Raw genomic sequence first — 24810 nt, forward strand, 5'->3', positions numbered from 1 at the left:
GGTGGTACCTATGCATTTACAAAACTTTTCTAGTTGGCAAGTAATTAATAATAGTACCAAACAATTCGCTATGCAAGAAGAGCAGCAAAGCTTATCTATAGTAAGTCCTATTAATAACTACGCCTATGCCATATTGAACCAAATATTTTTTAAAGTTATAGACGATAAAATTGTTGATGTAACTATTGAAAACAATAGTGATGAGTTGGATATTGTCATTGATAAAGACAATTCTACCATTACTATTAACAATAAAAATTAATATTAATTTAATTTTGCGCTACAGTTATGCATCCTAACTGTCCTCCTTAGAAATAAATTTAACACTTAAGCTATAAATATTGTGACTTACGAAAAATTGCCCACTATTAAATTGTTACCGATATAATGAAGATAAGTTAAAACAAAGAAGGAGGTAACACTATGGATTGGACAGAAATCGTAGGTGGTATCATCAAAGTTGTTAAAACGATCATCGATAGCATTAAATAATTGCGTATAACCTATAAGGAGGTAATTGTATATGGATTGGACTCAAATTGTAGATGGCGTGCTAAATGCTATTAAAGCAATTATAGATATCTTTTAAACTTTATTCCTTTATATATAATAACTCTTAATATCTAGCGTTTATATTTACTTAAAATTTTTACAATGTTACACAGCCCAACATCTTTAATAAGATTGTTGGGCTTTTTATTTGATACAGTAATTTTCATTTATGTCTATTCATTTTAAATTCGGGTAATAAATAATATAGTATTATTTATTTTATTGATCGGGTGTGGTAAAAATGAACTATGTTAAAAAAATACTATTACTCATAACTGGCATATTTATAGTACGCGCGTTGTTGTTAAATGTGAATGAAACTAGTGACGATAAAGTAGAAAATAAAGTTAAAATAGAAGCAAAACACTAAAGTAAATTGCTTTAGTGTTTTTGTGTTAAAATTAGAAAAAAACTTTAATGAGTTGATAACATGCATAAATTTAAAAATATAATGGAGACAAAACAAGCTTATATTTATTTTATTGCAGTTGTATTAGGTATAATTCTGGGATTTACTTCAACAACTGCCGTAGAATTTTTCAAAATTATTACAATCCCTACAATTATTATTTTAATGATTAGTATGTTCTCCCAACTGCCCTTTCGTAACATTAAAGATCAATATCCCAAATTTAAATTTATAATGGTGTTGCTACTATCCAATTTTATTTTTATACCGTTATTAGTATGGGCGTTGATAACAGTATTTAATGTACAATCCGAACCGATACAGTTAGGACTTTATTTGGTTTTACTCATGCCTTGTATCGATTATGTCATCGTTTTTACAAGCTTGGGCAAGGGTGATGCTACTACTTTATTAATACATACTCCGCTACTTTTAATTGTCCAAATCATTTTATTACCGCTTTATTTCACTTTATTTCTAGGGCATACAATGAATGATTATTTGAATTTAAAATTGTTTTTCTATGCATTTATGACCTTTATTTTGATACCTTTAATCATCGCATTACTATTGCAAAAGTTTGATAGCATTAACTTCTTAAAGAAACTTAATGACACTACTAGCTGGTTACCCGTTCCTATGATGGCATTAGTACTTATGTCAGTGATTGCTTCCAAATTATACCTAATAACTAATGATTTAATAATTATATACCAAATCATTCCGATATATGTATGTTTTGCTATTATTGCACCAATTATTGGTAATTTAAGTGCCAAATTTTTTAAATTAAACATCGAGTTAAGACGTACTATCGCTTTTAGTGCTACCACGAGAAATTCACTTGTAGTATTACCTATCGCCTTAACATTACCGCACGATTTATCTACTGTGGTTACCTCCATTGTAGTTACTCAAACAATCATAGAGTTAATATTTGAAGTTATTTATATCCGAGTCATACCTAAACTTATAAAATAATACATTAAAGGGGAATATACTTATCTTAAGATATCTCCCCTCCTTTTATTAAAGCCTTAATTATAATTTAGAATAACCTTATTCGTTAACCTCCTCTTAATTTATATTTATCTGTAAATGGGCCCGTTATTCCATGCTAAAATTGTTCTCATAATGACATCTATCTTTGGTATCTCCATAAACTTTTACTCAATTATATAATACTCCTACTTATTTGCTATCCGCCTCATTAATAATATATCTATCAATTAAAATCGATATAGGTTTGTTTATTGCGGATCGTTCACTAATAAATACGACGCTAAAATCGATATGCTTACAATTTTAAGACCCGAATGTATCTATCAAGTTTTGCATCTTCTAACAAATAACATTGACTAGCCAGTAGTAGTTTCGTTGGCGAGTGTTTTATATTAGACGAACTAAACCTCTTCATAAGACACTATAGTTTCTTTAGTGCTATCAAATGCGATATATGAAAATAGTGCTGTAGTCATTACACCTCAAATTTTTAATCTAGCAACTTCATTACTTACATTCTACTCCATTGTATAACGTAATCTGTATTCTATTTTAATACTTATTTACGATTAAGAACTTATGCTTTTATTTATAGCAGGAATAATAATGCCAATAGATAACTAATTAATACTAATTTTCATTGTATATTTAACGATAAAATAGTAAAATTAATTTAATAAATATCATGCCATTTAGTGTGATTTTACTTTGATAAATGTTTTAAGATAATCGCAAAGTGGAATATGTTAAATAGTATGGAGTTATGCAAATTTTTAGTAAAACTCATTGTTTTGTTATAACAGTTTTACTATTGATTTAATTAGACTGACTTAAACACTTTAACTGAAGAGGCACATACTTAGTTTTTTATCATATTGTTTAATTTCAATAATAGCTTTAACGTCAAATCATGTTAATGTTTTATGTCTAAATTTAGAGACACACAGAGGTGGCAAAATTATGAGAAAATTTTTATTATATATTTTTATAGCTACACTAAGTATTTTAAGTTTTAAATTTTTAAACGCTAACGCTACTAGACATGCGTCAACGTCAAATGATCATGACCATCATGATGGTGAAGAAGAAGATCGCACTGATGATCAATTTTAACTAAGTTAAAAGTCTATATATTTTCAACTGCCTTCTAATTGAGGGCTTTTTTATTTTTAAATAACACCTTTATGGTTTTTCATAGTCTATATTCATGTTACTCCTTAGTTAACTCCTCATCTATGTGACTATATTAATTACATTACTATAAAAAAATCTATAACAATGAGAATTCATTGTTATAGATTCAAAATAAATTATTTTCTTAGTGCTTTTAATATAAATGAAACAATTAATATTAATATAATTGCACCGATTAATGCTGGAATAATTGGAACGCCGCCTAATACAGGTCCCCATGTACCTAAAATCTTACTACCAAGAGCCGAACCAATTAAACCGGCAATAATATTACCTAAAATCCCTCCTGGTATATCTTTACCAAGGATTACACCAGCTAACCAGCCGATGATACCTCCAACTATAATCATAATTATAAAGCCCATAACTTAAATCCTCCTAAATAAATGTTGTGTATGGTATTTCCATATATATCTTACCCTTACATCATTATCTAAAACCTAGTTATATCAAAGAATTCAAGCTTTTTAGCATCTTAATGTTATCACCTTTCCATAAAAACATAGCAGCCTTTATACGCTTTTTAAAAATGCGTTTAATCAGCGAGCAGGTAATATTGTACTATTCAATGACATTATTTAATTTTTCAAAACTTTCTTTTTCTGTTGATTAACTCATACATGTTCTAATAACAAAGCATTTTTCACTCAATAGTTCCTTACTTTGAAATGCGAGTTGCGTATTTAATCAATGATTTGTTGTCGAGTGACTATCGGTAATAATCGATTTGCCGGTAAATCATATTACATTGGCATCCTTGTCTGTTGTAATTCTGGCCTAAGTAACTCAGTCATTTCAATCGCATATTTTTTTAATTATATATACAAGGTGTCTGCAAATAGCGACGTGAATTGTATGCTTTATAAGCTCCCCCTGTCCTATAATCTACCTTGTTATTAAATCACTATGAGTTATTACAATGGCTTCTCCAAATAATGCCCCATATCTAAAGTTGATATAGCTTACAAAAACACCAAATGCGCCTACTATAAAGATTGTGCCAAAAATGTCGCTTACACTAGAACTATAGAGCAAGAATAAAATATTGCATTTGGAAGAGTATTCTTTAACAAGATGTATAGAAGCCAAAGCTGTCTCAGCAATTATAGAAAAAATAAAGCAAATACTGTTAAAAGACAATGCATAGTTCCGCTCAGGCAAGATTAGAAAAATTTTATAGATATATCTATAAAAAGTAAATTCGGATGTTTATTAAGGTGATAACTTACCTTATCTTGCAATAACATTATTTTTATAATACGAAACAAAAGCTTTACTCCCTATGTAACAATGAGACACAACACTTGGCTTATCTATATATAGTTGGAAATTTATGACATGACTTAAAAAAACGGAATAATTTTGCTAGCTTTAAGAATATCTTTAGTATAAAAAAATTGCTTACCCTCACCAGTATAGGCAGGATTAAGAATCATATTTGCTTTAGCATTGTATAACCATTCAGGGTCAATACCACTATTTAATATTTCTTGAAACTCTTGAAAATCCTTATTCCAATTTATATTTAGTTCCATCAAACTCACCTCAAAACTATAATAGAACAAACGTTCGCATTTGTAAAGTGCATATAGAAATAATTATATTTTAAATAATGTTGCATGAAATGTATAAGATTTTATAAATATTTCTCTTACTTTCATATATTTACGAGGTGATCCATTATGAATATTTCTAAGTACCTAAAAAGCTAATTTATGGTGATACTATTGCCTTCGTTTCATTATATCGGATTTAGCTGGTAAAAAAGATATTATCCGGAGAGTCGATGTAGTTAAGAATAGATTAGAAAGTATGGGATTTATAATTAAAATAATGCCTCATACTTTCTGCGATAAGGAATTTATCTATAATCATCTAAAACGTTGAGCAAAAGATTTAGTGGATGCATTTCTTGATGAAAATATAAAAGCTATTATCACAACAATAGGTGGAATAGTAGATTTTCCTTGTTAAAAATTGGCATAAAAAGACCCCCAATTAAGGGGGCTGTCGGTTTAAAGGAAGTGTACCTATGCATGCCAAAGGGCACGCACAAGTTACTTTTATCCTTAAACCCACATGCCCTAAGGCATGCAAAATCATTGTACGTAAATTAATTATTAATGTAAAGCATTATTGTTCTAAACGTATTAGTGCTCTATATTTTTAATTAAATTCCTTCATTCATTGATGTAATCACAAACAAATTAATGAGATAATATATTTAAACAATAATAAGCATTTATAAATTACACTTACAGAGGTCTTCTATGTCTATAACTTTAATTACATTTATATTACTAGCTATCTTTTTAGGGGCATTTATACGTACTTATTTTGGCTTTGGCGAAGCTCTAATTAGTATGCCTTTATTAGCATTAATTGGTTTAGATATTAATAGTTCTATATCGATTATAGGTTTAGCCGGTTTAACCGTTGCAATATTTAATATTTTATCTGAATTAAAACATATAAAGTACAAAATTTTAAGTTTAATGTTATGCAGTAGTATAATCGGTATCCCTATTGGTATATATATCTTGCATCATTTTAATACAGCAATAATACAAGTCATATTAGCACTCTTGTTATTTTTATATGGTTCTTATGCTTTTTGCAAAAGACAATGCTTTAAAAACAATCGAAAACTCACGCTACATTCGCCTTATTGGAGTACAATTGCGGGTATTATTTCAGGCATTTTAGGTAGCTTATACAATTCTCATGGCGTCCCTATAGTCATCTATGCAACACTAAGCAAGTGGCCTATTAAAACATTTAAAAGTACCTTGCAAGCGCATTTCCTACTTACCGCAATTTTCGTGGTTATCGGTCAAGCATCTGGTAATGTATGGACAGATAAGACTGTACCTATTTATTTAATGTCCTTACCATTGTTACTTTTAGCCACATTTATTGGTAGATATTTAACTATAAAAACTCCAGCAGCTGATTTTGAGAAATGGGTTTATTTACTTATTGCAACATTAGGACTGTTATTGTTGTTTTCTATTTAAAAATATACGAACTAAAATTGGTATCGTGTGTTCAATAATGCTCATTAAGTGAAAATCATTACCGTGTGCTATATAAATATTTATTTTCAATTAAATACTACTTTAGCTTCGGATAAATATTATCGTAAGTGACTAGTGAAATTATTTTTTATAGGTCAAGAATATTTTTAGCTTTGATATTATTAGCCAATTGTTTTATATATTAATATTTAACTTTTTCAATTTTATTTATTACTCATCCATTTAAAAACAAAAAAACAACTCATCATATACGATGAGTTGTTAATAATTGCAGTCATATATTAAAAAGCTAAGCTAATGATGTGCCTTATCTTTCCATTATTTCTTTTTTGAATTGTTCTCCTTGCTTCTCTACGGTAATTAAATCCCCATAAATAGCTTCGTCAGCAGGGTAATAAATCACTTTATTATTTTTAACCGCTTTATTATTTTTCCATATAGATGATTTAGTGAAATCTGTATTAGGTTTCTTACCATCGACTGTTGGTACCATCAGGAAATCACCAGTATAATCATTAAATTTCTCTTTTGGCACTTTCATAAATCTTTCAGCTGGCATCGCTTTTTTGGCTTCAGGATCTTCTTTTAATTTAAAACCATCGTATAACGTATCGCTGCCTCGACCAAAACGAGCACCAAACTGGTATATATCTTTTTGCTGAATATCCATGATTGAAAATGTAGCATCATTTCCAATATGCTTTTTAATTTCTTTACCATCTTGTTCTAATTTTTTTGATACTTCTTCTGCTTGTTGTTTAGCTTTTTTCTCTTTATTAACCAATTTACCGTACTCTACATGTGTTTGCTTGTAATCAAATTTTTGAACTTTGATAGGTACGGTTGGTGCAATTTTAGAGAATTTTTTATTATTTTTATTCTCTTTATATGTAATAATTAAATCTGGTTTCAACTTAGTAACTTCCTCAACATTTTCAGGGTCTACTTTTTTGACCTTATCATTACCTATGTATTTCGAATTAGGAAAAGCATTCGTTATTGCGACTGGTTTAACACCTAATTTTTTCAAATTACCATAATTGGCCGTTAGTAGTACTACCCTCTTAGGATTTTTAGGTATTTGAATTTTCTTTCCATCCGTAGTTGTATAAGTTTTTTTATCTTTAGTACCCTTTTCTTGACTGTCTTTGTTCCCACATGCTGCTGTAATTACAAGTAGACTCAATATCAGAAACATAAATTTTTTCATATCTAACACCTCACTAATACAAGTATACACTTGGTCGATAATGATAATCAATATCATTTTTAATATATTGCTAATTAAATAACGCTGGCTTACTTATATGAAAAATAAATATAGAAACAAACTAAAAAACTACAACTATAGTGACGAGAGACTCATGTATGAAAATGACAGGAGTTTATTAAAATGTGTAGATAAGGAAATTTGTATCCTATTGCAAAAAATCATTAAATATTTATCATCACTGTCCTAATTGGACAGTGATTTTTATTCTACTTATTAATCATAGACTTTAATAATACAATTTGACCAAAGTGTCGATTAGTATGAATAATAGCAAAATGAATAGATTGATTGAAATTTTCCATAACTATGTCTACATCTTTAAGTACAATTGGTTCATTCCTATCCTTCTTTAATTGCTTTTCTAAAGCAATGAATATTCTATCGAGTTGATCATCTAATAATAATTTTAATTCATTAAAAGAAGGTTCGTTTCCATCAAAGTTTTTTGGCGATGTTCCCCAAAGAAAATATTTTGCAGCAGTTTGCTCTAAAACATGTTCTCCATTAATAGTTTCAAATACTAAAAAGTCATTTAGTAATATTAAATGTCCTAATTGCCATTTAATATTATTATTAGCATTGTCTGGTTGAATTGTAGCTTGCTTTTCGTCAATATCTCTTATATGCTTTCTTAATAAATTATATGAAGCTTGAAATTGTTCTTTAATCATTTTTATACTCCTCCGCTAGTAACATTAGTTAAATAGACTATTTACATCCTAGAATTAAAACAATAGCATTTATTTTTATTTATTACAAAATACTTATATGAGCTAATTTAAAATTTATAACGCTGATTATTGCTGTCTTTTCTTCTTTCTGTGTGTGTCCAAAAACAATTATAATCACTTCATTGACCTTCTGAAATCACTCATTTTTGTATGAAAAGTTCATATAAATTGACGCGTTGTAAATATACACCTATAATGGATGTTACGTCTTTATCAATAATAATAAAAAGGGGGGACGTTATTTAATGAATAAAGAAAATAGAAATCTACTACAAAAACTTCGCAAATCAGTTAAACCTTTTGAACGCAATAATAAAAAAAAGAGTACAATACAAATTATAAATACTTTACCACCACTCTTCATACTTATCATATTAAGTATTGTTACCTTTCAAATACACTGGTCTTTAGCTATGTTAATTAGTATAATCGCATCTTGCTTTTTGGTTAGAACTTTTATTATATTTCACGATTGTTGTCACGGATCTTTTTTTAAAAAACAAAAGCACAATGCCTTCCTTGGTAATATAACTGGCTTTTTAACCTTTTTCCCGTATCAAAAATGGCGCAGAGAGCATTTACTACACCATGCTGGTAGTGGGAATTTGGAAAAACGAGGCATAGGTGATATATGGGTAATGACTATAGAAGAATACCAAAACGCGTCAACTTTTGAACGTTTAAAATACCGTATTTATAGGAATCCTTTTGTAATGTTTTTCTTAGGCCCTATATTCTTAGTTTTTATATCAAATCGTCTAAACTCTAAAGACATAAAATCAAAAGAACGTTATAATACTTGGTTAAATAATTTGAGCTTAATTTTAATATATGGAATGCTTTTATATTTCTTAGGTCTAATCATTTTTATCACTGTATTCGTACCAATGGTTTTCATTGCCGGTGTAATTGGAATATGGTTGTTTTATATACAACATACATTTGAAGACTCATATTTTGAAGACGCTTCTAAATGGAATTTTGTTAAAGCATCTATAGAAGGTAGTTCATTTTACAAACTACCTAAATTATTACAATGGATTACTGGAAACATAGGATATCATCATGTGCACCATCTAAATCCTAAAATTCCTAATTATCAATTAGAAAAGACGCACACGACTGTTGTTCCATTGCATCACGCTACTACAATAACACTAATAGAAAGCTTTGCATCATTAAAATATAAATTATATGATGAAAAACATAAATACTTCATAACTTTCAAACAGTTCAAGAAAAATTATAATCCAATGTGATTTTGTATAATTTATTATTAAGAGTGATCAATTGAATTTTATAGCTATAATCTTAATTTGCGGTTTTATAGGAGCACTGATTGGAAAATTTCAGACTATAAAGTACCGGCAAGCGTCCTCGGAAGTGTGATTGCAAGTTGTATTGCTGCTGCATTAGGATATAAATTTCCACCACATTTTGGACCTAAGTTTTTAAATTTTTCGATATCAGCCGCTCTAATAAGCTCAATTATTTTGCATTATTGTTATTTCATTTATATTAATAATACGCAAAAGCCCACCTATTCATTTAGGTGGGTTTTTTAATCTTCGCATACTTTTGAATATTCAGTAATAAGATTACCAGTATTCTTATATGTCATATTGTTATATACGATATATAGATGTAAACATTGTGCATAAGTATCTGTTTTGTGTATGAATCCATTTATCTTTTTAATATAGCCATCTACAAAATAACGTATCTCAATTGTAGGGTTATGATAAATTTTGAATATTAACTTATCGTTCAAATCATTTAATTGATCATCACTTAATGATGGCTTATCAATTTTATTTTGGTCTTGTATGTATTACTCTAGTTGTTCATATTGTTCGGGTAGTGTCTTAAACGCTTGCCACTTAACCATACACGCCCTTTTGGTATACGTGGATGAATATATTCTCTAGGTATCTTGCGGTAATCTGTTTCGTACATCTGATGCCTTCGGATTTATTATTTTATAGTATCATCTTATGAACACAACAGAACTTTTGTTCTGTTGTATAAATAATCGAAATGCAAAACAAAACGTTTGTTCCCTAAATAAATATAATGTATAGTTTAGTAAAATTCTTTAGGAGGAGATTGTAATGGAATTAAATAAAATAGTAGAAGAAAGTATGAAGATCCGTGAAGCGTATCATGCTCTAGAAGAAAAATACCATGGAAGAAAATGGGATATCCAAGAAGATGCTCTGGCTATGTCAACAGATGTAGGTTTAATTAGTAGACTTATAATGGATGAAGCTAATATATGGCCTGCTAAAAAAGATGAAACTAATAACTTAGAATATAAAATTGGTGAAGTTGTGTGGTGGTTGTCCGTTATATCTGATAAAAGTGAAATAGATTTTAACAAAGCTGTGGAAGATTTCATTAAGAAAAAACAAAGCGATTTTAATATTGAATAAATTTCATCGCTATATTAAGTAACTGTTTTTTTGTTGCTTTTGTCATTGCAAAAAACAACCACCCAGTGACATGTGTCGGTGGTTTAATATATATTAAGACAAGAGGAAACTTGTTTCAAAGCCTAAAAACAAAATAATTAAACTTCTCTTATTTTTGTTTACCATCTTTAGTCTCTTTCTTTTAAATTATTTTAGTGGTTTTTACGATTTTGTATCAAAAAATAAACAGCCTATGACCATTAAGTCATAGGCTTTTCATATATGGAGACGGCGGGAGTCGAACCCGCGTCCAGAGGTCCTGATACAAATCTTTCTACGTGTGTAGTCTATCATTAAGTTTCGCATAATGAGAGGTGATAGACGACCAACATTATGCTAGTTTGTTTAATCTCTTCTAGGCAGACTTCAAACTGCAGTGCCTAGCGTATCCTACTAAAGTTGAATCGCGTTAACAGTGCATAGGAAACACTGTTAGGCGATGCAGAGTGCTATTACGCAGCTACTGCTAAGTTATTGTTTGATTTGCCAGTTATTATAAACTGAGTGTGTTGTTGCGGAGACAACCCTCCGACACGCTTAATTAGCTCTGGGGACCCCTGTCGAATCCAAGAACGTCCCCTCAATAGGAAATAATGTACTTTCTGGTGACTTTAAAGTTAATCATTTTCAGAAAGCACATATAATAATATCAAATAATCGCAGTTAGCGCAACAAATCCGCTTAATAACGGGCTTTCATTTCTCTATCTACATCACGTTTCACCGCTTTTTCTTTTAAAGCTTGACGTTTATCGTATTTTTTCTTACCACGTGCAATACCTAATAAGACTTTGCAGTTACCATGTTTTAAATAGAGTTTTAAAGGAACAATCGAATAACCAACTTCTCTCGTTCTTTCTCCTAACTTACCGATTTCCCGTTTATGCAATAATAGCTTACGTGAACGTCTAGGATCGTGGTTAAAGCGGTTGCCTTCTTCATATGGTGCTATATGCATGTTTTGCAAGTATATTTCTCCACGTTTCACCTGAGCATAACTATCTTTTAAGTTGGCACTGCCACGTCGTATTGACTTAATCTCAGTTCCTTGTAACACAATGCCCGCTTCAATCGTATCTTCAATATTAAAATCATGTCTGGCCTTACGATTTTCAGCTAACGTACCTGGTGATTTTTTCTTTGGCATTGAGTTTCACCTCTTTGCTTGATTATTTTTTCTTTTTACGTGCTTGTTTCTTTACTTTTTTGTCTTTGTAAAAAGGTTTGTGTTTCGTGTTGCCATTACTTTGGTTATCGCGGTTTCGCTGATTTTTACCTTTTCGTGTTTTTTTCTTTTTATTGCCTTTGTCGTCATTGTCTTTGTTTTTATCTGAAGACTTGTCGCGTGTTTTGGCTTGAATCGTTTTGCCACGTGCAGGACGTTGACTACGTTCTGTCTTAGGTAACGGCATACCTACGATTTGGAAATCAATCATTCGTTCGTCGACATCTACATTGATAACCTTTATTTTAACGGTATCTCCGATGCGGAATACTTTAGCTTGGCGTTCACCAATCATTGCCATTTGACGCTCGTCAAAGTAATAGTAGTCATCTGTTAGATTAGCTACATGTACCATTCCTTCGATAGTGTTTGGTAATTCAATAAACATACCAAAGTTTGCTACAGAACTAATAATACCTTCAAATTCTTCACCGATATGTTGAACCATATATTCGGCTTTCTTAAGTTCATCAGTATCACGTTCTGCTTCTATCGCTCTACGTTCTCTTTGAGAAGTGTGTTCAGCGATTTCTGGTAACTTCTCTTCCCATTTATGTTCTTCTCTACTATCCATCGTCTTGTCGACTAAATACTTACGTATTAATCTATGCACAATTAAATCAGGATATCTTCTTATTGGTGAAGTAAAGTGAGTGTAATACTCAGCAGATAAACCAAAGTGACCTAAGTTTGTATCGTCATAGCGAGCTTGTTGCATAGAACGAAGCATCATCGTAGAAATTACCATTTGCTCCGGTAAACCTTCTACTTCTTGTTGTATTTTTTGTAATGTCGCTGGATGAATTTCTTCTCCAGTTCCTTTAATCATTAAGCCAAAGTTAGTAATAAAATCAAAGAATTGACGCAAACGATCTGATTTTGGTTGTTCATGCACACGATAAATAAAAGGTATTTCTAATTTATCAAAATGTTCTGCAACTGTTTCATTAGCGGCTAACATAAACGATTCAATTAAGCGTTCACCTTCGCCACGACTACGCACTTGTACATCTGTTGGAATACCATCTGAATCAACAAGTACTTTAGCTTCGTTAATATCAAAGTCGATTTCACCACGACGCTTTCTCATTGAGATTAAACGTTGAGATAAATCTTGTGCTAGATCAAGCATTGGCGTGATTTCACTATATTTTTGACGTGTTGCTTCATTTTTATCAGTAATAATTTCATTTACTTCGTCGTAAGTCATTCTGTAATCTGAATGAATAACACTATCAAATATTTCATGACTCACAATGTCTCCACGTTCATCAAGTTCCATTCGACAACTTAAAGTTAATCTATCTACATTAGGATTTAATGAACATATACCATTACTCAAGCGGTGTGGAATCATTGGAATTACACGGTCTACTAAATAAACACTTGTAGCCCTATCATATGCTTCTTTGTCTAAAACTGAATCTTCACTCACATAATAACTTACATCGGCAATACTTACTGTGAGTTCTGTATGACCATTGTTTAGTTTCTTAACGCTAATAGCATCGTCTAAATCTTTAGCATCTGCACCATCAATCGTTATAGTAAGTTCTTCACGCAAGTCTTTTCTGCCTTTAATTTCGTCTGGTGCAATCTCATCTGGTACTTGTTCTGCTTCTTCTAACACACTATCAGGGAATTCGATTTCAATGCCATGTTGATAAATGATTGATAATATATCGACGCCAGGATCATTTTTATGACCTAGAATCGCAGAAATATGACCTTCAGGATTAGCGTTTTCATCAGCGTATTTTGTTATTTGTACTAATACTTTATGCCCATCTACTGCTCCTAAATTTTGACCTTTAGGAATAAAGACGTCTTGCATAATACGTTTATCATCCGGTATAACAAAGCCAAAGTGTCGCGCTTCGCTATAAGTACCTACAACTTGAGTTACTGAATGTGTTTCGATAGATTTCACTTCACCTTCAGTCTTACCTTTATGGTCGCCTCTTGAATTGTGAAGCTCTACTAATACAGTATCGCCATCTAACGCCCTGTTAATTTTTGTTGGGGGAATAAAGATATCATCCATGTCACTATCTTCCGGACGTAAAAAAGCAAAACCTTTTTTGTTTTGACTTAACTTTCCTTTAATAAGTGAACCTTGTTTAGTTTTGTTATTTTCTTTTCGTTGATATCTATCCGTTTTAGTTCTTTCTATTAAACCAGTTTGTTCTAGTTCTACGAGCACCTTTATTAAATCTCTAAATGAGTCGGCACTGTTTAAACCTAAGGCATCTTGAAAATCGGACACCGACATCGGTTCATAATCTGGTTGTTTAATTATTTCTTCAATGGATTGTTTTAAATTCATCATGCCCCTCCTTTCTCATTGTATATTTGTAGTCACATTATTCAGACCAATTTAATGATTCTAAGTAATCATAAATGTCTTCAAATAATAGTTCTTTTTCTTTGTCAATTGTAATGACATGACCTGAATTTTTATACCATTTTATTGATTTTTCATCTGAGTCACTTTCGTTGTATATAATATTTGCTGAATCTGTATTTATCATTTCATCCAGTTCACCTTGTACGACAAACAATGGATCTATTACTTCATCAACGTGTTCGCGTATATTCTGTATTTGACCTTGTAGTTCTTTTAAAGTATCTGTCGGTTTAAATGCAGACATTTCCTTTTCAATCGTTGATTCATCTTTGCCTTCATATTGTTTAAATTTACGTGCATATTCAAGTACACCTTTGAACATTGAACCTTCAGTCTTAATATACATAGGAGAACACATGGTTATAATACCCTTTACATCTCGATTTAAGCTTATATTTAAAGCATAACAGCCCCCCAGTGAAATACCTGCTACTACAATTTCATCGTACCCTTTATCAACGAGGAAATCATAACCATCTAAGGCATCTTTAAACCAAACGTGAGGACTTGATTCTAGAATTTCCTCTGGTGGCGCCGCGTGTCCTTCATATTGAGGTGCATAACAAGTATAGCCTTTTTTCTGTAGGAATCTCCCTAGCTGTCTTACATCGGCTGAATTTCCTGTGAAACCATGTAACAGCAACACCGCTCGATTACTTCCTTCAAAGAAAAATGGCTCTGGTAGTTTAATTTGCATAATGTTTCAATCCTTTCACTTGCTTATGATACACGCTTGTTGTTTTAAGCTTGATATTACTAAACATTTATAATATTCACACCGACTATTATAAATAAAAAAGCCCGACGATAACATTGTCGGACCTTATACACCAAAATAACTTATGCCTAACATTAACAAGAAGAAAATGACAGACAATACAATTGTTAATCTATGCAAAAATAAGTCGATACCACGTTGTTTTTGCTTTCCAAATAACTGCTCAGCACCACCACTAATAGCGCCTGAAAGTCCATTACTTTTACCTTCTTGGAGTAATACAACAGTTATTAATGCAATACAATCTATTACTAAAAGTATTATCATTAACGTGTGCATAATAATTGTCCTCCATTCATTATATACGAAACGCATTATACCATACGATCGTTTACTTTATCAAATTTCTATCTATTAAACGTACTCTTGCGTTTGATTGATACTACTAACATATAAATTGCTAATAATGTTGAAGCAACCATAACGATTGATAATGGTAATATATCTATTATAGATTTTTCATCAATAATTGCTTTAAATAATGCAGAAATATTTACTAAATTATATAAAACATGAGAAGTGTATGTCGCAAACATAAACCACCATAAATAAGTATGTCGATTCCAAATCGCTACAATCCCTGCAAGATAGGCAAATACATACATAGTACCTGTAAATTGAAAGCTGTTACGAATAGTACCAATAGCATTAGTTGTTGGTTTTTGTCCATTACTTACTAGTAATTGTTTTACCACATGGTCGTCTAATATAACAAACAAGTGAATTGCTAACAAGATAGCAAGAAACAATGAACTATACGCAATTAAATGCCCCGTTTTTATAACTCTTGAGTTTTGCTTATCATCCATAGTAACCAAGTGCTCCTTAAAATATTTACACATTTCATTATATCAGTTTCATCTTGAAAGATGAACTTTTAGCTCTAATTCAAGCTAAATATTTTCTTAAATAAAAAAGCACGTAAGTTTGAATGACTTACGTGCTTTTAAGCGTGAACTTTTTGCGTGAACTTTTTTAAACTAGGTTATTTAGATAAATTGTAGAATGCTTTTAATCCTTTAAATTTAGCTGTTTCATATAATTCATCTTCGATACGTAATAATTGATTATATTTAGCTATACGGTCAGTTCTTGATAATGAACCAGTTTTGATTTGACCAGCATTAGTAGCTACGGCAATGTCAGCAATTGTTGTATCTTCAGTTTCACCAGAACGGTGAGAAACTACTGCTGTATAACCAGCTTTTTGAGCCATTTCAATAGCGTCAAAAGTTTCTGTTAAAGTACCAATTTGGTTAACTTTAATTAAGATTGAGTTACCAATACCTTTTTCGATACCTTCAGCTAATTTAACTGTGTTAGTTACGAATAAATCATCACCGACTAATTGTACACGGTCACCGATACGTTCAGTTAAAACTTTCCAACCATCCCAATCATTTTCATCCATACCATCTTCGATAGAGATAATAGGATATTTGTTTACTAATTGTTCTAAGAAATCAACTTGCTCTTCAGCTGAACGTTTAGCACCATTTGGACCTTCGAATTTAGCGTAGTCATAAACACCATTTTCATAGAATTCTGATGATGCACAGTCAAAGCCTAAGAATACGTCTTTACCTGGTTCTAAACCTACAGCTTTGATAGCCTCTTGGATAGTTTCTACTGCATCTTCAGTACCTTCAAATTTAGGAGCGAAACCACCTTCGTCACCTACAGCTGTTTCTAAACCACGTTTTTTAAGGATTGATTTTAAGTTATGGAAAATTTCAGCGCCCCAACGTAATGATTCTTTAAATGACTCAGCACCTACAGGTAAAATCATAAATTCTTGGAATGCGATTGGTGCGTCTGAGTGAGAACCACCATTAACGATGTTCATCATTGGAACTGGTAATTCAGTACCATTGAAGCCACCTAAATATTTGTAAAGTGGTTGTCCAAGTAAATCAGCTGCAGCACGAGCTACGGCGATTGATACACCAAGAATAGCGTTAGCGCCTAATTTACCTTTATTTTCTGTACCGTCCAATTGAATCATCATTTTGTCGATAGATACTTGATCTAAAGCTGAAAATTCACCTTCAACGATTTCAGGTGCGATAATTTCGTTAACGTTTTCTACTGCTTTAGTAACACCTTTTCCTAAATAACGGTCTTTATCACCGTCGCGTAATTCTACTGCTTCATGTTCACCTGTTGATGCACCTGAAGGTACTAACGCGCGTCCAAATGCGCCACTTTCAGTTAATACTTCAACCTCAACAGTTGGGTTACCACGTGAGTCTAAGACTTCGCGAGCATAAACATCTGTAATAATTGGCATGTTTTAATCTCCTTTTTCCTAATGTAGTTTAGAATTTTTAATTTTTCACTTTCATTATAGCTTGATTTAGTCCAAATATAAAATGATTAAGTTATTTGTGCCTTTATCATTTTCATATAATGATACGTACCTAGTTAATATTATAAATTAACAATTACTTTTAATATAGTTACTTTCATCATTAATTAAAAACTTAGTTTTTAATTAATGATTCTCCAGTCATGTCTTCTGGTTGTTTAACGTTTAATAAATCTAATAATGTTGGCGCTAAGTCACCTAAACGACCAGTTTCACGCAATGTAACTCCTTCTTTAGTTACAATTACTGGCACTGGATTTGTAGTGTGTGTAGTCATCGGTTCATCACTGTCAGTCAATACCATGTCTGAGTTACCATGGTCAGCTGTAATTATTGCATTACCACCCATATCGATGATTTTATCAATAACTTCTCCTAGACACTCATCTACAGCTTCAATCGCTTTAATAGTTGGTTCGAGCATACCACTGTGACCAACCATATCAGGGTTAGCAAAGTTGAGTAAGATTAAATCTAAATCACCTTGGTTTAACTCTTCAATTAAAGCATCTTTAACCTCATAAGCACTCATTTCAGGTTTTAAGTCATAAGTTGCTACTTTAGGTGAATCAATTAAACGACGACGTTCACCATCGAACTCATCATTACGTCCACCACTCATGAAGTATGTTACGTGAGGGTATTTTTCTGTTTCAGCAATACGTAGTTGTTTTAAACCATTATCTTGAATGACTTCACCAATTGTATTGTTTAAATCAACTTTTTCAAAGACAATTTCAGCATTGACATTGTCATTGTATTTTGTAAATGTTGCATAGAATAAATTATTAACTTGTTCAACTTTGAAGCCATCAAATACTTTATTTGTGAAAACTTCAGAAAGTTGAGCAGCTCTGTCAGGACGGAAATTGTAGAAAATTACGGCATCATTATCATTAACACCATTATTTTGATCTTCTACGATAAATGGTTCAACGAATTCATCAGTCAAGCCATTTTCATAGTTTGCTTCAACGCCTTCTTTGGCAGAACTATATTTAGGTCCTTCAAAGTTACGAATAGCATTATAAGCTTTTTCTTCACGATCCCAACGTTTGTCTCTATCCATTGCATAATAACGACCAGAAACTGAGGCAAATTTACCAATGCCTATTTCTTGGAATTTTTGTTCCGTTTCTTCGATATATTTCAATGCAGATTTTTGATCTACGTCACGACCATCTAAAAATGCATGAACATATACTTCTTCTAGCCCTTGTGTTTTAGCTAATTCTAAGATTGCAAATAAATGTTTATAATGACTGTGTACGCCGCCATCAGATAATAAACCAAATACATGTAATGCAGAGTTATTATCTTTAACATGTTTAATGGCATTAATAAGCACTTCATTATCAAAGAAATCTCCGTCTTCAATTGATTTATTAATACGTGTCAAACTTTGATAAACAATACGTCCAGCACCAATATTCATATGACCAACTTCTGAGTTACCCATTTGACCTTCTGGTAAGCCTACATCTAAACCACTGGCTTCAATTTGAGTCGTTGGGTATTTAGAATAATAACGGTCAAAATTAGGCTTATGCGCTAATTTAACTGCGTTACCATGTTCACTTTCTCTATTTGCAAAACCATCTAAAATGATTAATGCAGTTGGTTGTTTTGCCATACTATTTCGCACCTTCTAACAATTGTACAAAATCATCGACTTTAAGTGATGCGCCACCTACTAATGCGCCGTCGATATCTGATTCTGCCATGTACTCTTTAATATTATTTGGTTTAACACTTCCACCGTATTGAATACGTGTAGCGTCAGCAACTTCTTGGCTAGTAGTGTCTGCAACTGTTGTTCTAACAAATGCACACATTTCGTTAGCATCTTTAGCAGTTGATGATTTACCAGTACCGATTGCCCAAACTGGTTCATAAGCAATGATTACTTGTTTAAGTTGATCGTCAGATAAACCTTCGATTGCTTTTTTAACTTGGTTGCCAACAACTTCGTTAGCTTTACCACTTTCACGTTCTTCGTCTGTTTCACCCACACAAATAATTGGTGTCATACCATGATTAAATACTGCGTGTGCTTTTTTATTAATCTCTTCATCTGTTTCATGGAAGATGTCACGACGTTCTGAATGTCCAATTACTACATATTGAATGCCTAAATCAGCTAATGCTACTGGAGATGTCTCACCAGTGAACGCACCATTGTCTTCATAGAAAGCATTTTGCGCACCGATTTTTAAACCTTGTGCTTTGCCATCTTTTACTAATGTTACTAATGCATCTAATTGGATTGTTGGTGCACAAATAACTGATTCTACTTCGTTTGTATCTGGTAATGCAGGTAATGCATTAACAAAATCTTTAGCTTCTTGAACTGTTTTATTCATTTTCCAGTTACCAGCAATAATAGGTTTTCTCATTATATTACACTCCTATAAGTTTGTTTATGTTCTTATCATAAGCATAGTTAATTCTTGTTGTATTATCAATTTATTTATCAGAGATTGATTCTACACCTGGTAGTGTTTTTCCTTCTAAGTACTCTAATGAAGCACCGCCACCTGTTGAAATATGGCTGAAGTCATCAGCGTAACCTAATGATATTGCAGCTGCAGCTGAATCACCACCACCGATAATTGTATTAGCATCTTTTAATTCAGCGATTGCTTCACAAATACCGATAGTACCTTTAGCAAAATTACTTAATTCAAATACGCCCATAGGTCCATTCCATACCACTGTATGGGCACCTTGTAATTGTTCTTTGAATAATTCAACAGTTTTAGGACCAACATCCATAGCTTCTTGATCAGCTGGAATGTCATCAACAGAAACAACTGAAATTTCAGCGTCATTAGAAAATTCTTTCGCAACTTTACAATCTACAGGTAACACGATTTGATCACCAGCGCGGTCAAGTAAATCTTTAGCAAAGTCAACTTTATCTTCCTCTAGTAGAGATTGACCGATTTCCTTACCTTGTGCTTTAAAGAATGTGTATGACATACCACCACCGATAAGTACTTTATCAGCGATTTTAAGTAAATTAGTGATAACACCAATTTTATCTGATACTTTTGCTCCACCTAGAATAGCTACTACAGGTTTATCAGGATTTTCAACTACGCCACCGATATATTTAATTTCTTTATCCATTAAATAACCAGCTGCAGTTTCAAGATGAGAAGCGATTCCTACATTTGAAGCATGTTCACGGTGTGCTGTACCAAAAGCATCATTAACAAATAGATCGCCTAATGAAGCCCAGTATTCACCTAATTCTGAATCATTTTTAGATTCTTTTTTACCATCAACATCTTCGAAACGCGTATTTTCTACTAATAGAATTTCTCCTTCGTCTAAACCTTTGATAGCAGTTTCTAATTGTTCGCCACGAGTTGTCGGAACAAATACTACCTCTTTGCTTAATTTCTTAGATAAGTCAGCAGCTACTGGTTTCAAGCTCAATGATGCTTTATCACTTTCTTCTTTAACTTTACCTAAGTGAGAAAATAACACGACTTTACCGCCTTGTTCAGCAATATATTTAATAGTTGGTAAAGCTTGAACTATTCTGTTGTCGTCAGTAATTTCTCCATCTTTCATTGGTACGTTAAAATCGGCACGCACTAGTACAGTTTTACCTTTCAAATCTAAGTCAGATACAATTTTTTTAGTCATCTAAACTTCCTCCTCTTTGTGGGACAATAAAGTAAAAATAAGCGGAGAAGCGTTTGTGCTCCCCGCTTACTCCTAAGCTTATTAATAAAAATTTAACAGCACATCGGCCTTGCTAAATTAAACTATTTTAACTTATTTAGCTTGTGATGCTAAGTGTTCTAAAGTACGAACTAATTGAGAAGTATAAGACATTTCATTGTCATACCAAGCTGCAACTTTAACTAATTGACGGTCGCCAACAGTCATTACACGAGTTTGAGTAGCATCGAATAATGAACCGTAAGTCATACCGATTACGTCAGAAGAAACGATTTCGTCTTCAGTGTAACCAAATGATTCGTTTGAAGCATTTTTCATTGCGTTGTTAACATCTTCAACACTTACGTCTTTTTCTAATACAACTGTTAATTCAGTTAATGAACCTGTTGCAACTGGAACACGTTGAGCGCCACCGTCTAATTTTCCATCAATTTCAGGAATAACTAAACCGATTGCTTTCGCAGCACCTGTTGAGTTAGGGATAATGTTTTCTGCTGCAGCACGAGCACGACGTTTGTCACCTTTTCTGTGAGGCGCATCTTGTGTGCTTTGGTCACCAGTGTAAGCGTGAATAGTTGTCATTAAACCTTCAACTAAACCAAATTGATCATTTAAAACTTTAGCAACTGGAGCTAATGAGTTAGTAGTACATGAAGCACCAGATACTACAGATTCTGATCCATCTAGTTCGTTATGGTTAGTGTTGTAAACGATTGTTTTTAAGTCGCCTGTAGCTGGAGCTGAGATTAATACTTTTTTAGCGCCTGCATCAATATGAGCCGAAGCTTTATCTTTATCAGCGAATAAACCAGTACATTCTAAAACAACATCGATGTCTAAATCACCCCAAGGTAATTTAGTTGGGTCAGGTTCTGAGAATGATTTAACTTCTTGACCATTAACACGGAAACCGTCTTTTTCTACTTCAACTTCTCCTGTGAAACGACCTTGCATTGTGTCATATTTTAATAAGTGTGCTAACATTTCGTCATCTGTTAAGTCGTTTACTGCAACTACATCGATTCCGTCAACGTTTTGAATTCTTCTAAATGCTAAACGACCAATTCTACCAAAACCATTAATTGCTACTTTAACTGCCATTATAATGGCCTCCTTTAAAATAAATATTTAAAAAGCTAAATTACTTTTTATTACTATTATTTGCAATAACTTGTGCCGCGCCTTCATCAGTTATTAAAACTGTGTTCTTAGGGGCTATAGAAAGATAAGCTTTAATCGCTTCACCTTTAGATTTCCCCCCTGCGACAGCATAAATAAATCGTTTCGACTCAAGATCTTCTAACTGTAGTCCTATTGTTTTCACTCTATGGACTACATCGCCTTGTGCGTCGAAATAATACCCAAATGCTTCTCCAACAGCATTATGATGTTGAAGTTTTGCAACTGTTTCTTGGGGAGATTGTCTTCTCCGTGCCATCTTCAGCGCATCACCTATGCCGTGAACTGTAATATTTGATTCTTTAATTTTCTCTAACGTATGAATGACTGAAGGTTCATTTAACAATGTGTTATAAGTTGTTTCACTTACATTGTCTGGGACGTACAGTGTAGTATAATCTCCATTTGTTTGTTGCGCCATACTTGCCGCAATCGTGTTTGCTTGATATACAACATTTTCTCCCAGTCCTCCACGCGCTGGAACAAAGAACACTTGATAAGGTTGCTTATGCATCGACTCACTTACGTAAGCCATAGTCGAGCCACCCGTAACAGAAACAATTGAGTTTTCATAGAGACTGTTTTCAAGTAATTGACCAGCTTGACGTGCAATTTCAATTTTAACAGATCTTTTAGCATCAGAATCGCCAGGAATAACAAAAACATCTTGAATACCGTAGCGTTCTTTAATAAGTTGAGCTAAGTGTTGATCATCCGCAAAAACGTTGAAATAGCTATTTAATTGTTGAAGTAGAATCTCACCGTCATTAGTTATCTCCATACCGGTTGGTTTTACTTTAATCAATTCTTGCTTTTTTAGCATGTCTGTTTCAGATCTTAGTACGCGTTCAGTCAAATCCATATGTTCGCTTAAACTGCGTCGACCTACAGGTTGAGTTTTAGCAATAGTAGAAAGAATCGAAAAACGACGATATAACTTTTCAACAATTTCAGGAACTAACTTCTGTTGAATTTTTATCAATTCTTTCACTACTAACCTCCTCCGTTTCTTGTTCAAAGGGTCAACTAACAACCATAGGTTGACGTTTTACGTCCCTTGCGGGACAAAAAAATATAACCTCTACATTTGCAATAGTACTACTATATATAAAAAAATGCAAGTATAAGCTCCGTTAGCAGACCACAATTTGATTTTATCTTGTACTTACAACTTAACGACTACATTATTAAATTATACCCTGAATGCAAAAAATTAATCATCAATTCAATGTTATAGTTTAGTTAAGCAGTTTGAGTTAAACTAGCTTTAATACTACACCAGTATATTTCAAAGGTGGGAGACTAATGAACCAACAATATAAACAAGAAATTTTAGAGCCTGGAGACAAAAACTATAAAGATAAAGACCATTTTTCAAACCAACCTAATAATTACAACAAAAAAGGAAACATAAGATTTTTTAATTGTGGATGTTTTCCATTAAGTATAGGATGTCTTGGTTTGATCATAATAATGATATCAGTATTTCACTTTCTAACTTATTTATTTTCTTTACTCTTTTAAAACTCCCAGACAAATATTTTAGAGCCTGGGACATAATATAGTGTCCCAGGCTCTATATATATTGGCAGTAGATAACTGAATTAAAAATGCACTTCTATCAAGCTTTTTCAACTCTAGTCACTCTTTCCAAAGCGGTACTAGTAAATCTTTTTATTCAAATGAGATTTCTGTCTCACTCACTATTTACTGTACTATTCGTCTTCATCTGATTGTTGCTTGTCTTGAGAGGAATTTGAGTTACTCTTAGGTTGCTCGGTTTTGGGTTCTTCTGTTTTTGGTTCCTCTGTTTTTGGTTCCTCTGTCTTTGGCTCTTCTGTCTTTGGCTCTTCTGTTTTTGGTTCTTCAGTCTTTGGCTCTTCAGTCTTTGGCTCTTCTGTTTTTGGTTCTTCAGTCTTTGGCTCTTCAGTCTTTGGTTCCTCTGTCTTTGGTTCTTCTGTTTTTTCTTCAGTTGTCTTTTCCTCTTTAGTAGGTTGCTCTTTTGTTTGTTGAGTAGACTTACGCGCTCTATTTTGAGTCGTTTGTTGTTGTGTTTGTTCTGTCTGTTGAGTTTGTTGAGTCTGTTGTGTTTGCTGTGTTTGTTGAGTCTGTTGTGTTTGTTGTGATTCTTGTGTTTGTTCGTCAGATTTTTCTTTCTCTTTTTTCTCTTTATCTTTTTGCTCTTTCTTTTCTTGATCTTTCTTCGCTTTCTCTTCTTCTTTTTGATGTTGAAGTCGTTCATTGGATTTATTTGAGTGATCAACAAATGCAAAAATAGCAAAAGCTAGCCCACCTATTAATAATAAAATTATTACAGCACTAATTACTTTAGCCAAACCACTCATTTTTTTATTTTCGTTATCATCAAAATTATTATTTTGATTAGACATAAACTTCCCTCACTTTAAAATCTCTCTAATTTAATTAAACTTACTACTATCTTATTACATTATGACATTATATTTTAACTTATTTACTACAAAAGTTG

The 24810-nt window shown here is 32.3% G+C and carries 24 protein-coding genes, 1 other RNA gene and 1 pseudogene; 8 read left to right on the forward strand and 18 right to left on the reverse strand.

What is annotated here, in order from left to right:
- Positions 1-10: 10 nt before the first annotated feature.
- From ISP02_RS09045 to ISP02_RS09055, 4 genes are all read left to right on the forward strand, one after another.
- Positions 11-262, forward strand: coding sequence for a hypothetical protein (locus tag ISP02_RS09045; protein ID WP_195721244.1), 252 nt, complete (start codon positions 11-13; stop codon positions 260-262).
- 531 nt (positions 263-793) lie between these two features.
- The gene (locus tag ISP02_RS13130) at positions 794-922 is read left to right on the forward strand and encodes a hypothetical protein (RefSeq protein ID WP_268933177.1); all 129 of its coding nucleotides are present in this window, start codon (positions 794-796) and stop codon (positions 920-922) included.
- Positions 923-982: 60 nt separating this feature from the next.
- A complete protein-coding gene (locus ISP02_RS09050; RefSeq protein ID WP_195721245.1) occupies positions 983-1942 on the forward strand; it encodes an arsenic resistance protein in 960 nt (319 codons plus the stop codon).
- 981 nt (positions 1943-2923) lie between these two features.
- Positions 2924-3076: a hypothetical protein gene (locus tag ISP02_RS09055; RefSeq protein WP_195721246.1), complete on the forward strand. Its 153-nt coding sequence runs from the start codon at positions 2924-2926 to the stop codon at positions 3074-3076.
- Positions 3077-3273: 197 nt separating this feature from the next.
- Here ISP02_RS09055 and ISP02_RS09060 read toward each other — a convergent pair whose 3' ends face one another.
- Together ISP02_RS09060 and ISP02_RS09065 are read right to left on the reverse strand one after the other, a co-directional pair.
- Positions 3274-3522 (reverse strand): GlsB/YeaQ/YmgE family stress response membrane protein, encoded by a 249-nt coding sequence (locus ISP02_RS09060; RefSeq protein WP_195721247.1) that lies wholly within the window; start codon positions 3520-3522, stop codon positions 3274-3276.
- 978 nt (positions 3523-4500) lie between these two features.
- Positions 4501-4692: a hypothetical protein gene (locus ISP02_RS09065; RefSeq protein ID WP_195721248.1), complete on the reverse strand. Its 192-nt coding sequence runs from the start codon at positions 4690-4692 to the stop codon at positions 4501-4503.
- Positions 4693-5427: 735 nt separating this feature from the next.
- Between ISP02_RS09065 and ISP02_RS09070 the strand changes: the two genes are divergently transcribed.
- The gene (locus ISP02_RS09070; protein ID WP_195721249.1) at positions 5428-6174 is read left to right on the forward strand and encodes a sulfite exporter TauE/SafE family protein; all 747 of its coding nucleotides are present in this window, start codon (positions 5428-5430) and stop codon (positions 6172-6174) included.
- Between the two features lie 328 nt (positions 6175-6502).
- On the opposite strand, the gene ISP02_RS09075 is transcribed toward ISP02_RS09070, so the two are convergent.
- Positions 6503-7405, reverse strand: a complete 903-nt coding sequence (locus ISP02_RS09075) for an ABC transporter substrate-binding protein (protein WP_195721250.1) — start codon at positions 7403-7405, stop codon at positions 6503-6505.
- Between the two features lie 269 nt (positions 7406-7674).
- Entirely contained in the window at positions 7675-8139 is a 465-nt protein-coding gene (locus ISP02_RS09080; RefSeq protein WP_195721251.1) for a DinB family protein, read from the reverse strand.
- A gap of 305 nt (positions 8140-8444) precedes the next feature.
- Here ISP02_RS09080 and ISP02_RS09085 point away from each other — a divergent pair, with 305 nt between their 5' ends.
- Complete coding sequence (locus ISP02_RS09085; protein ID WP_195721252.1) at positions 8445-9458, forward strand: fatty acid desaturase; 1014 nt, start codon at positions 8445-8447, stop codon at positions 9456-9458.
- 302 nt (positions 9459-9760) lie between these two features.
- On the opposite strand, the pseudogene ISP02_RS09090 reads toward ISP02_RS09085, so the two are convergent.
- Positions 9761-10155, reverse strand: a pseudogene (locus tag ISP02_RS09090) (YolD-like family protein).
- Between the two features lie 155 nt (positions 10156-10310).
- On the opposite strand from ISP02_RS09090, the gene ISP02_RS09095 reads away from it, so the two are divergent.
- Positions 10311-10631 (forward strand): nucleoside triphosphate pyrophosphohydrolase family protein, encoded by a 321-nt coding sequence (locus tag ISP02_RS09095; protein ID WP_195721253.1) that lies wholly within the window; start codon positions 10311-10313, stop codon positions 10629-10631.
- 259 nt (positions 10632-10890) lie between these two features.
- On the opposite strand, the gene ssrA is transcribed toward ISP02_RS09095, so the two are convergent.
- The 12 genes from ssrA to ISP02_RS09155 all read right to left on the reverse strand — a co-directional run bounded on the left by ssrA (position 10891) and on the right by ISP02_RS09155 (position 23313).
- Positions 10891-11250, reverse strand: a transfer-messenger RNA (tmRNA) gene (gene ssrA, locus ISP02_RS09100).
- 101 nt (positions 11251-11351) lie between these two features.
- On the reverse strand, positions 11352-11816 hold the full coding sequence (smpB, locus tag ISP02_RS09105) for an SsrA-binding protein SmpB (RefSeq protein WP_195721254.1): 465 nt from the start codon (positions 11814-11816) through the stop codon (positions 11352-11354).
- A gap of 22 nt (positions 11817-11838) precedes the next feature.
- Positions 11839-14220, reverse strand: a complete 2382-nt coding sequence (rnr, locus tag ISP02_RS09110; RefSeq protein WP_195721854.1) for a ribonuclease R — start codon at positions 14218-14220, stop codon at positions 11839-11841.
- Positions 14221-14257: 37 nt separating this feature from the next.
- Complete coding sequence (locus ISP02_RS09115; RefSeq protein ID WP_195721255.1) at positions 14258-14998, reverse strand: alpha/beta hydrolase; 741 nt, start codon at positions 14996-14998, stop codon at positions 14258-14260.
- A gap of 126 nt (positions 14999-15124) precedes the next feature.
- Positions 15125-15358: a preprotein translocase subunit SecG gene (gene secG, locus ISP02_RS09120; RefSeq protein ID WP_195721256.1), complete on the reverse strand. Its 234-nt coding sequence runs from the start codon at positions 15356-15358 to the stop codon at positions 15125-15127.
- 68 nt (positions 15359-15426) lie between these two features.
- Entirely contained in the window at positions 15427-15888 is a 462-nt protein-coding gene (locus ISP02_RS09125; RefSeq protein ID WP_195721257.1) for a hypothetical protein, read from the reverse strand.
- Positions 15889-16064: 176 nt separating this feature from the next.
- Complete coding sequence (gene eno, locus ISP02_RS09130) at positions 16065-17369, reverse strand: surface-displayed alpha-enolase (RefSeq protein WP_195721258.1); 1305 nt, start codon at positions 17367-17369, stop codon at positions 16065-16067.
- A gap of 193 nt (positions 17370-17562) precedes the next feature.
- Positions 17563-19080 (reverse strand): 2,3-bisphosphoglycerate-independent phosphoglycerate mutase, encoded by a 1518-nt coding sequence (gene gpmI / locus ISP02_RS09135; protein WP_195721259.1) that lies wholly within the window; start codon positions 19078-19080, stop codon positions 17563-17565.
- A 1-nt stretch (position 19081) separates the two neighbouring features.
- The gene (tpiA, locus tag ISP02_RS09140) at positions 19082-19843 is read right to left on the reverse strand and encodes a triose-phosphate isomerase (protein WP_195721260.1); all 762 of its coding nucleotides are present in this window, start codon (positions 19841-19843) and stop codon (positions 19082-19084) included.
- A 70-nt stretch (positions 19844-19913) separates the two neighbouring features.
- Positions 19914-21104, reverse strand: coding sequence for a phosphoglycerate kinase (locus ISP02_RS09145; RefSeq protein WP_195721261.1), 1191 nt, complete (start codon positions 21102-21104; stop codon positions 19914-19916).
- Positions 21105-21236: 132 nt separating this feature from the next.
- Positions 21237-22244 carry a type I glyceraldehyde-3-phosphate dehydrogenase gene (gene gap, locus ISP02_RS09150; protein ID WP_195721262.1) on the reverse strand — a complete coding sequence of 336 codons (1008 nt, stop codon included), beginning with the start codon at positions 22242-22244 and terminating at the stop codon, positions 21237-21239.
- 40 nt (positions 22245-22284) lie between these two features.
- The gene (locus tag ISP02_RS09155; protein ID WP_195721263.1) at positions 22285-23313 is read right to left on the reverse strand and encodes a sugar-binding transcriptional regulator; all 1029 of its coding nucleotides are present in this window, start codon (positions 23311-23313) and stop codon (positions 22285-22287) included.
- Between the two features lie 314 nt (positions 23314-23627).
- Here ISP02_RS09155 and ISP02_RS09160 point away from each other — a divergent pair, with 314 nt between their 5' ends.
- Positions 23628-23846, forward strand: coding sequence for a hypothetical protein (locus ISP02_RS09160; RefSeq protein WP_195721264.1), 219 nt, complete (start codon positions 23628-23630; stop codon positions 23844-23846).
- A 191-nt stretch (positions 23847-24037) separates the two neighbouring features.
- Here the strand turns inward: ISP02_RS09160 and ISP02_RS09165 are convergent, their stop codons facing one another.
- Positions 24038-24712: a DUF4887 domain-containing protein gene (locus tag ISP02_RS09165; protein ID WP_195721265.1), complete on the reverse strand. Its 675-nt coding sequence runs from the start codon at positions 24710-24712 to the stop codon at positions 24038-24040.
- Between the last annotated feature and the right edge of the window lie 98 nt (positions 24713-24810).

The sequence above is a fragment of the Staphylococcus durrellii genome, assembly GCF_015594545.1.
GTDB classification, from domain to species: domain Bacteria; phylum Bacillota; class Bacilli; order Staphylococcales; family Staphylococcaceae; genus Staphylococcus; species Staphylococcus durrellii.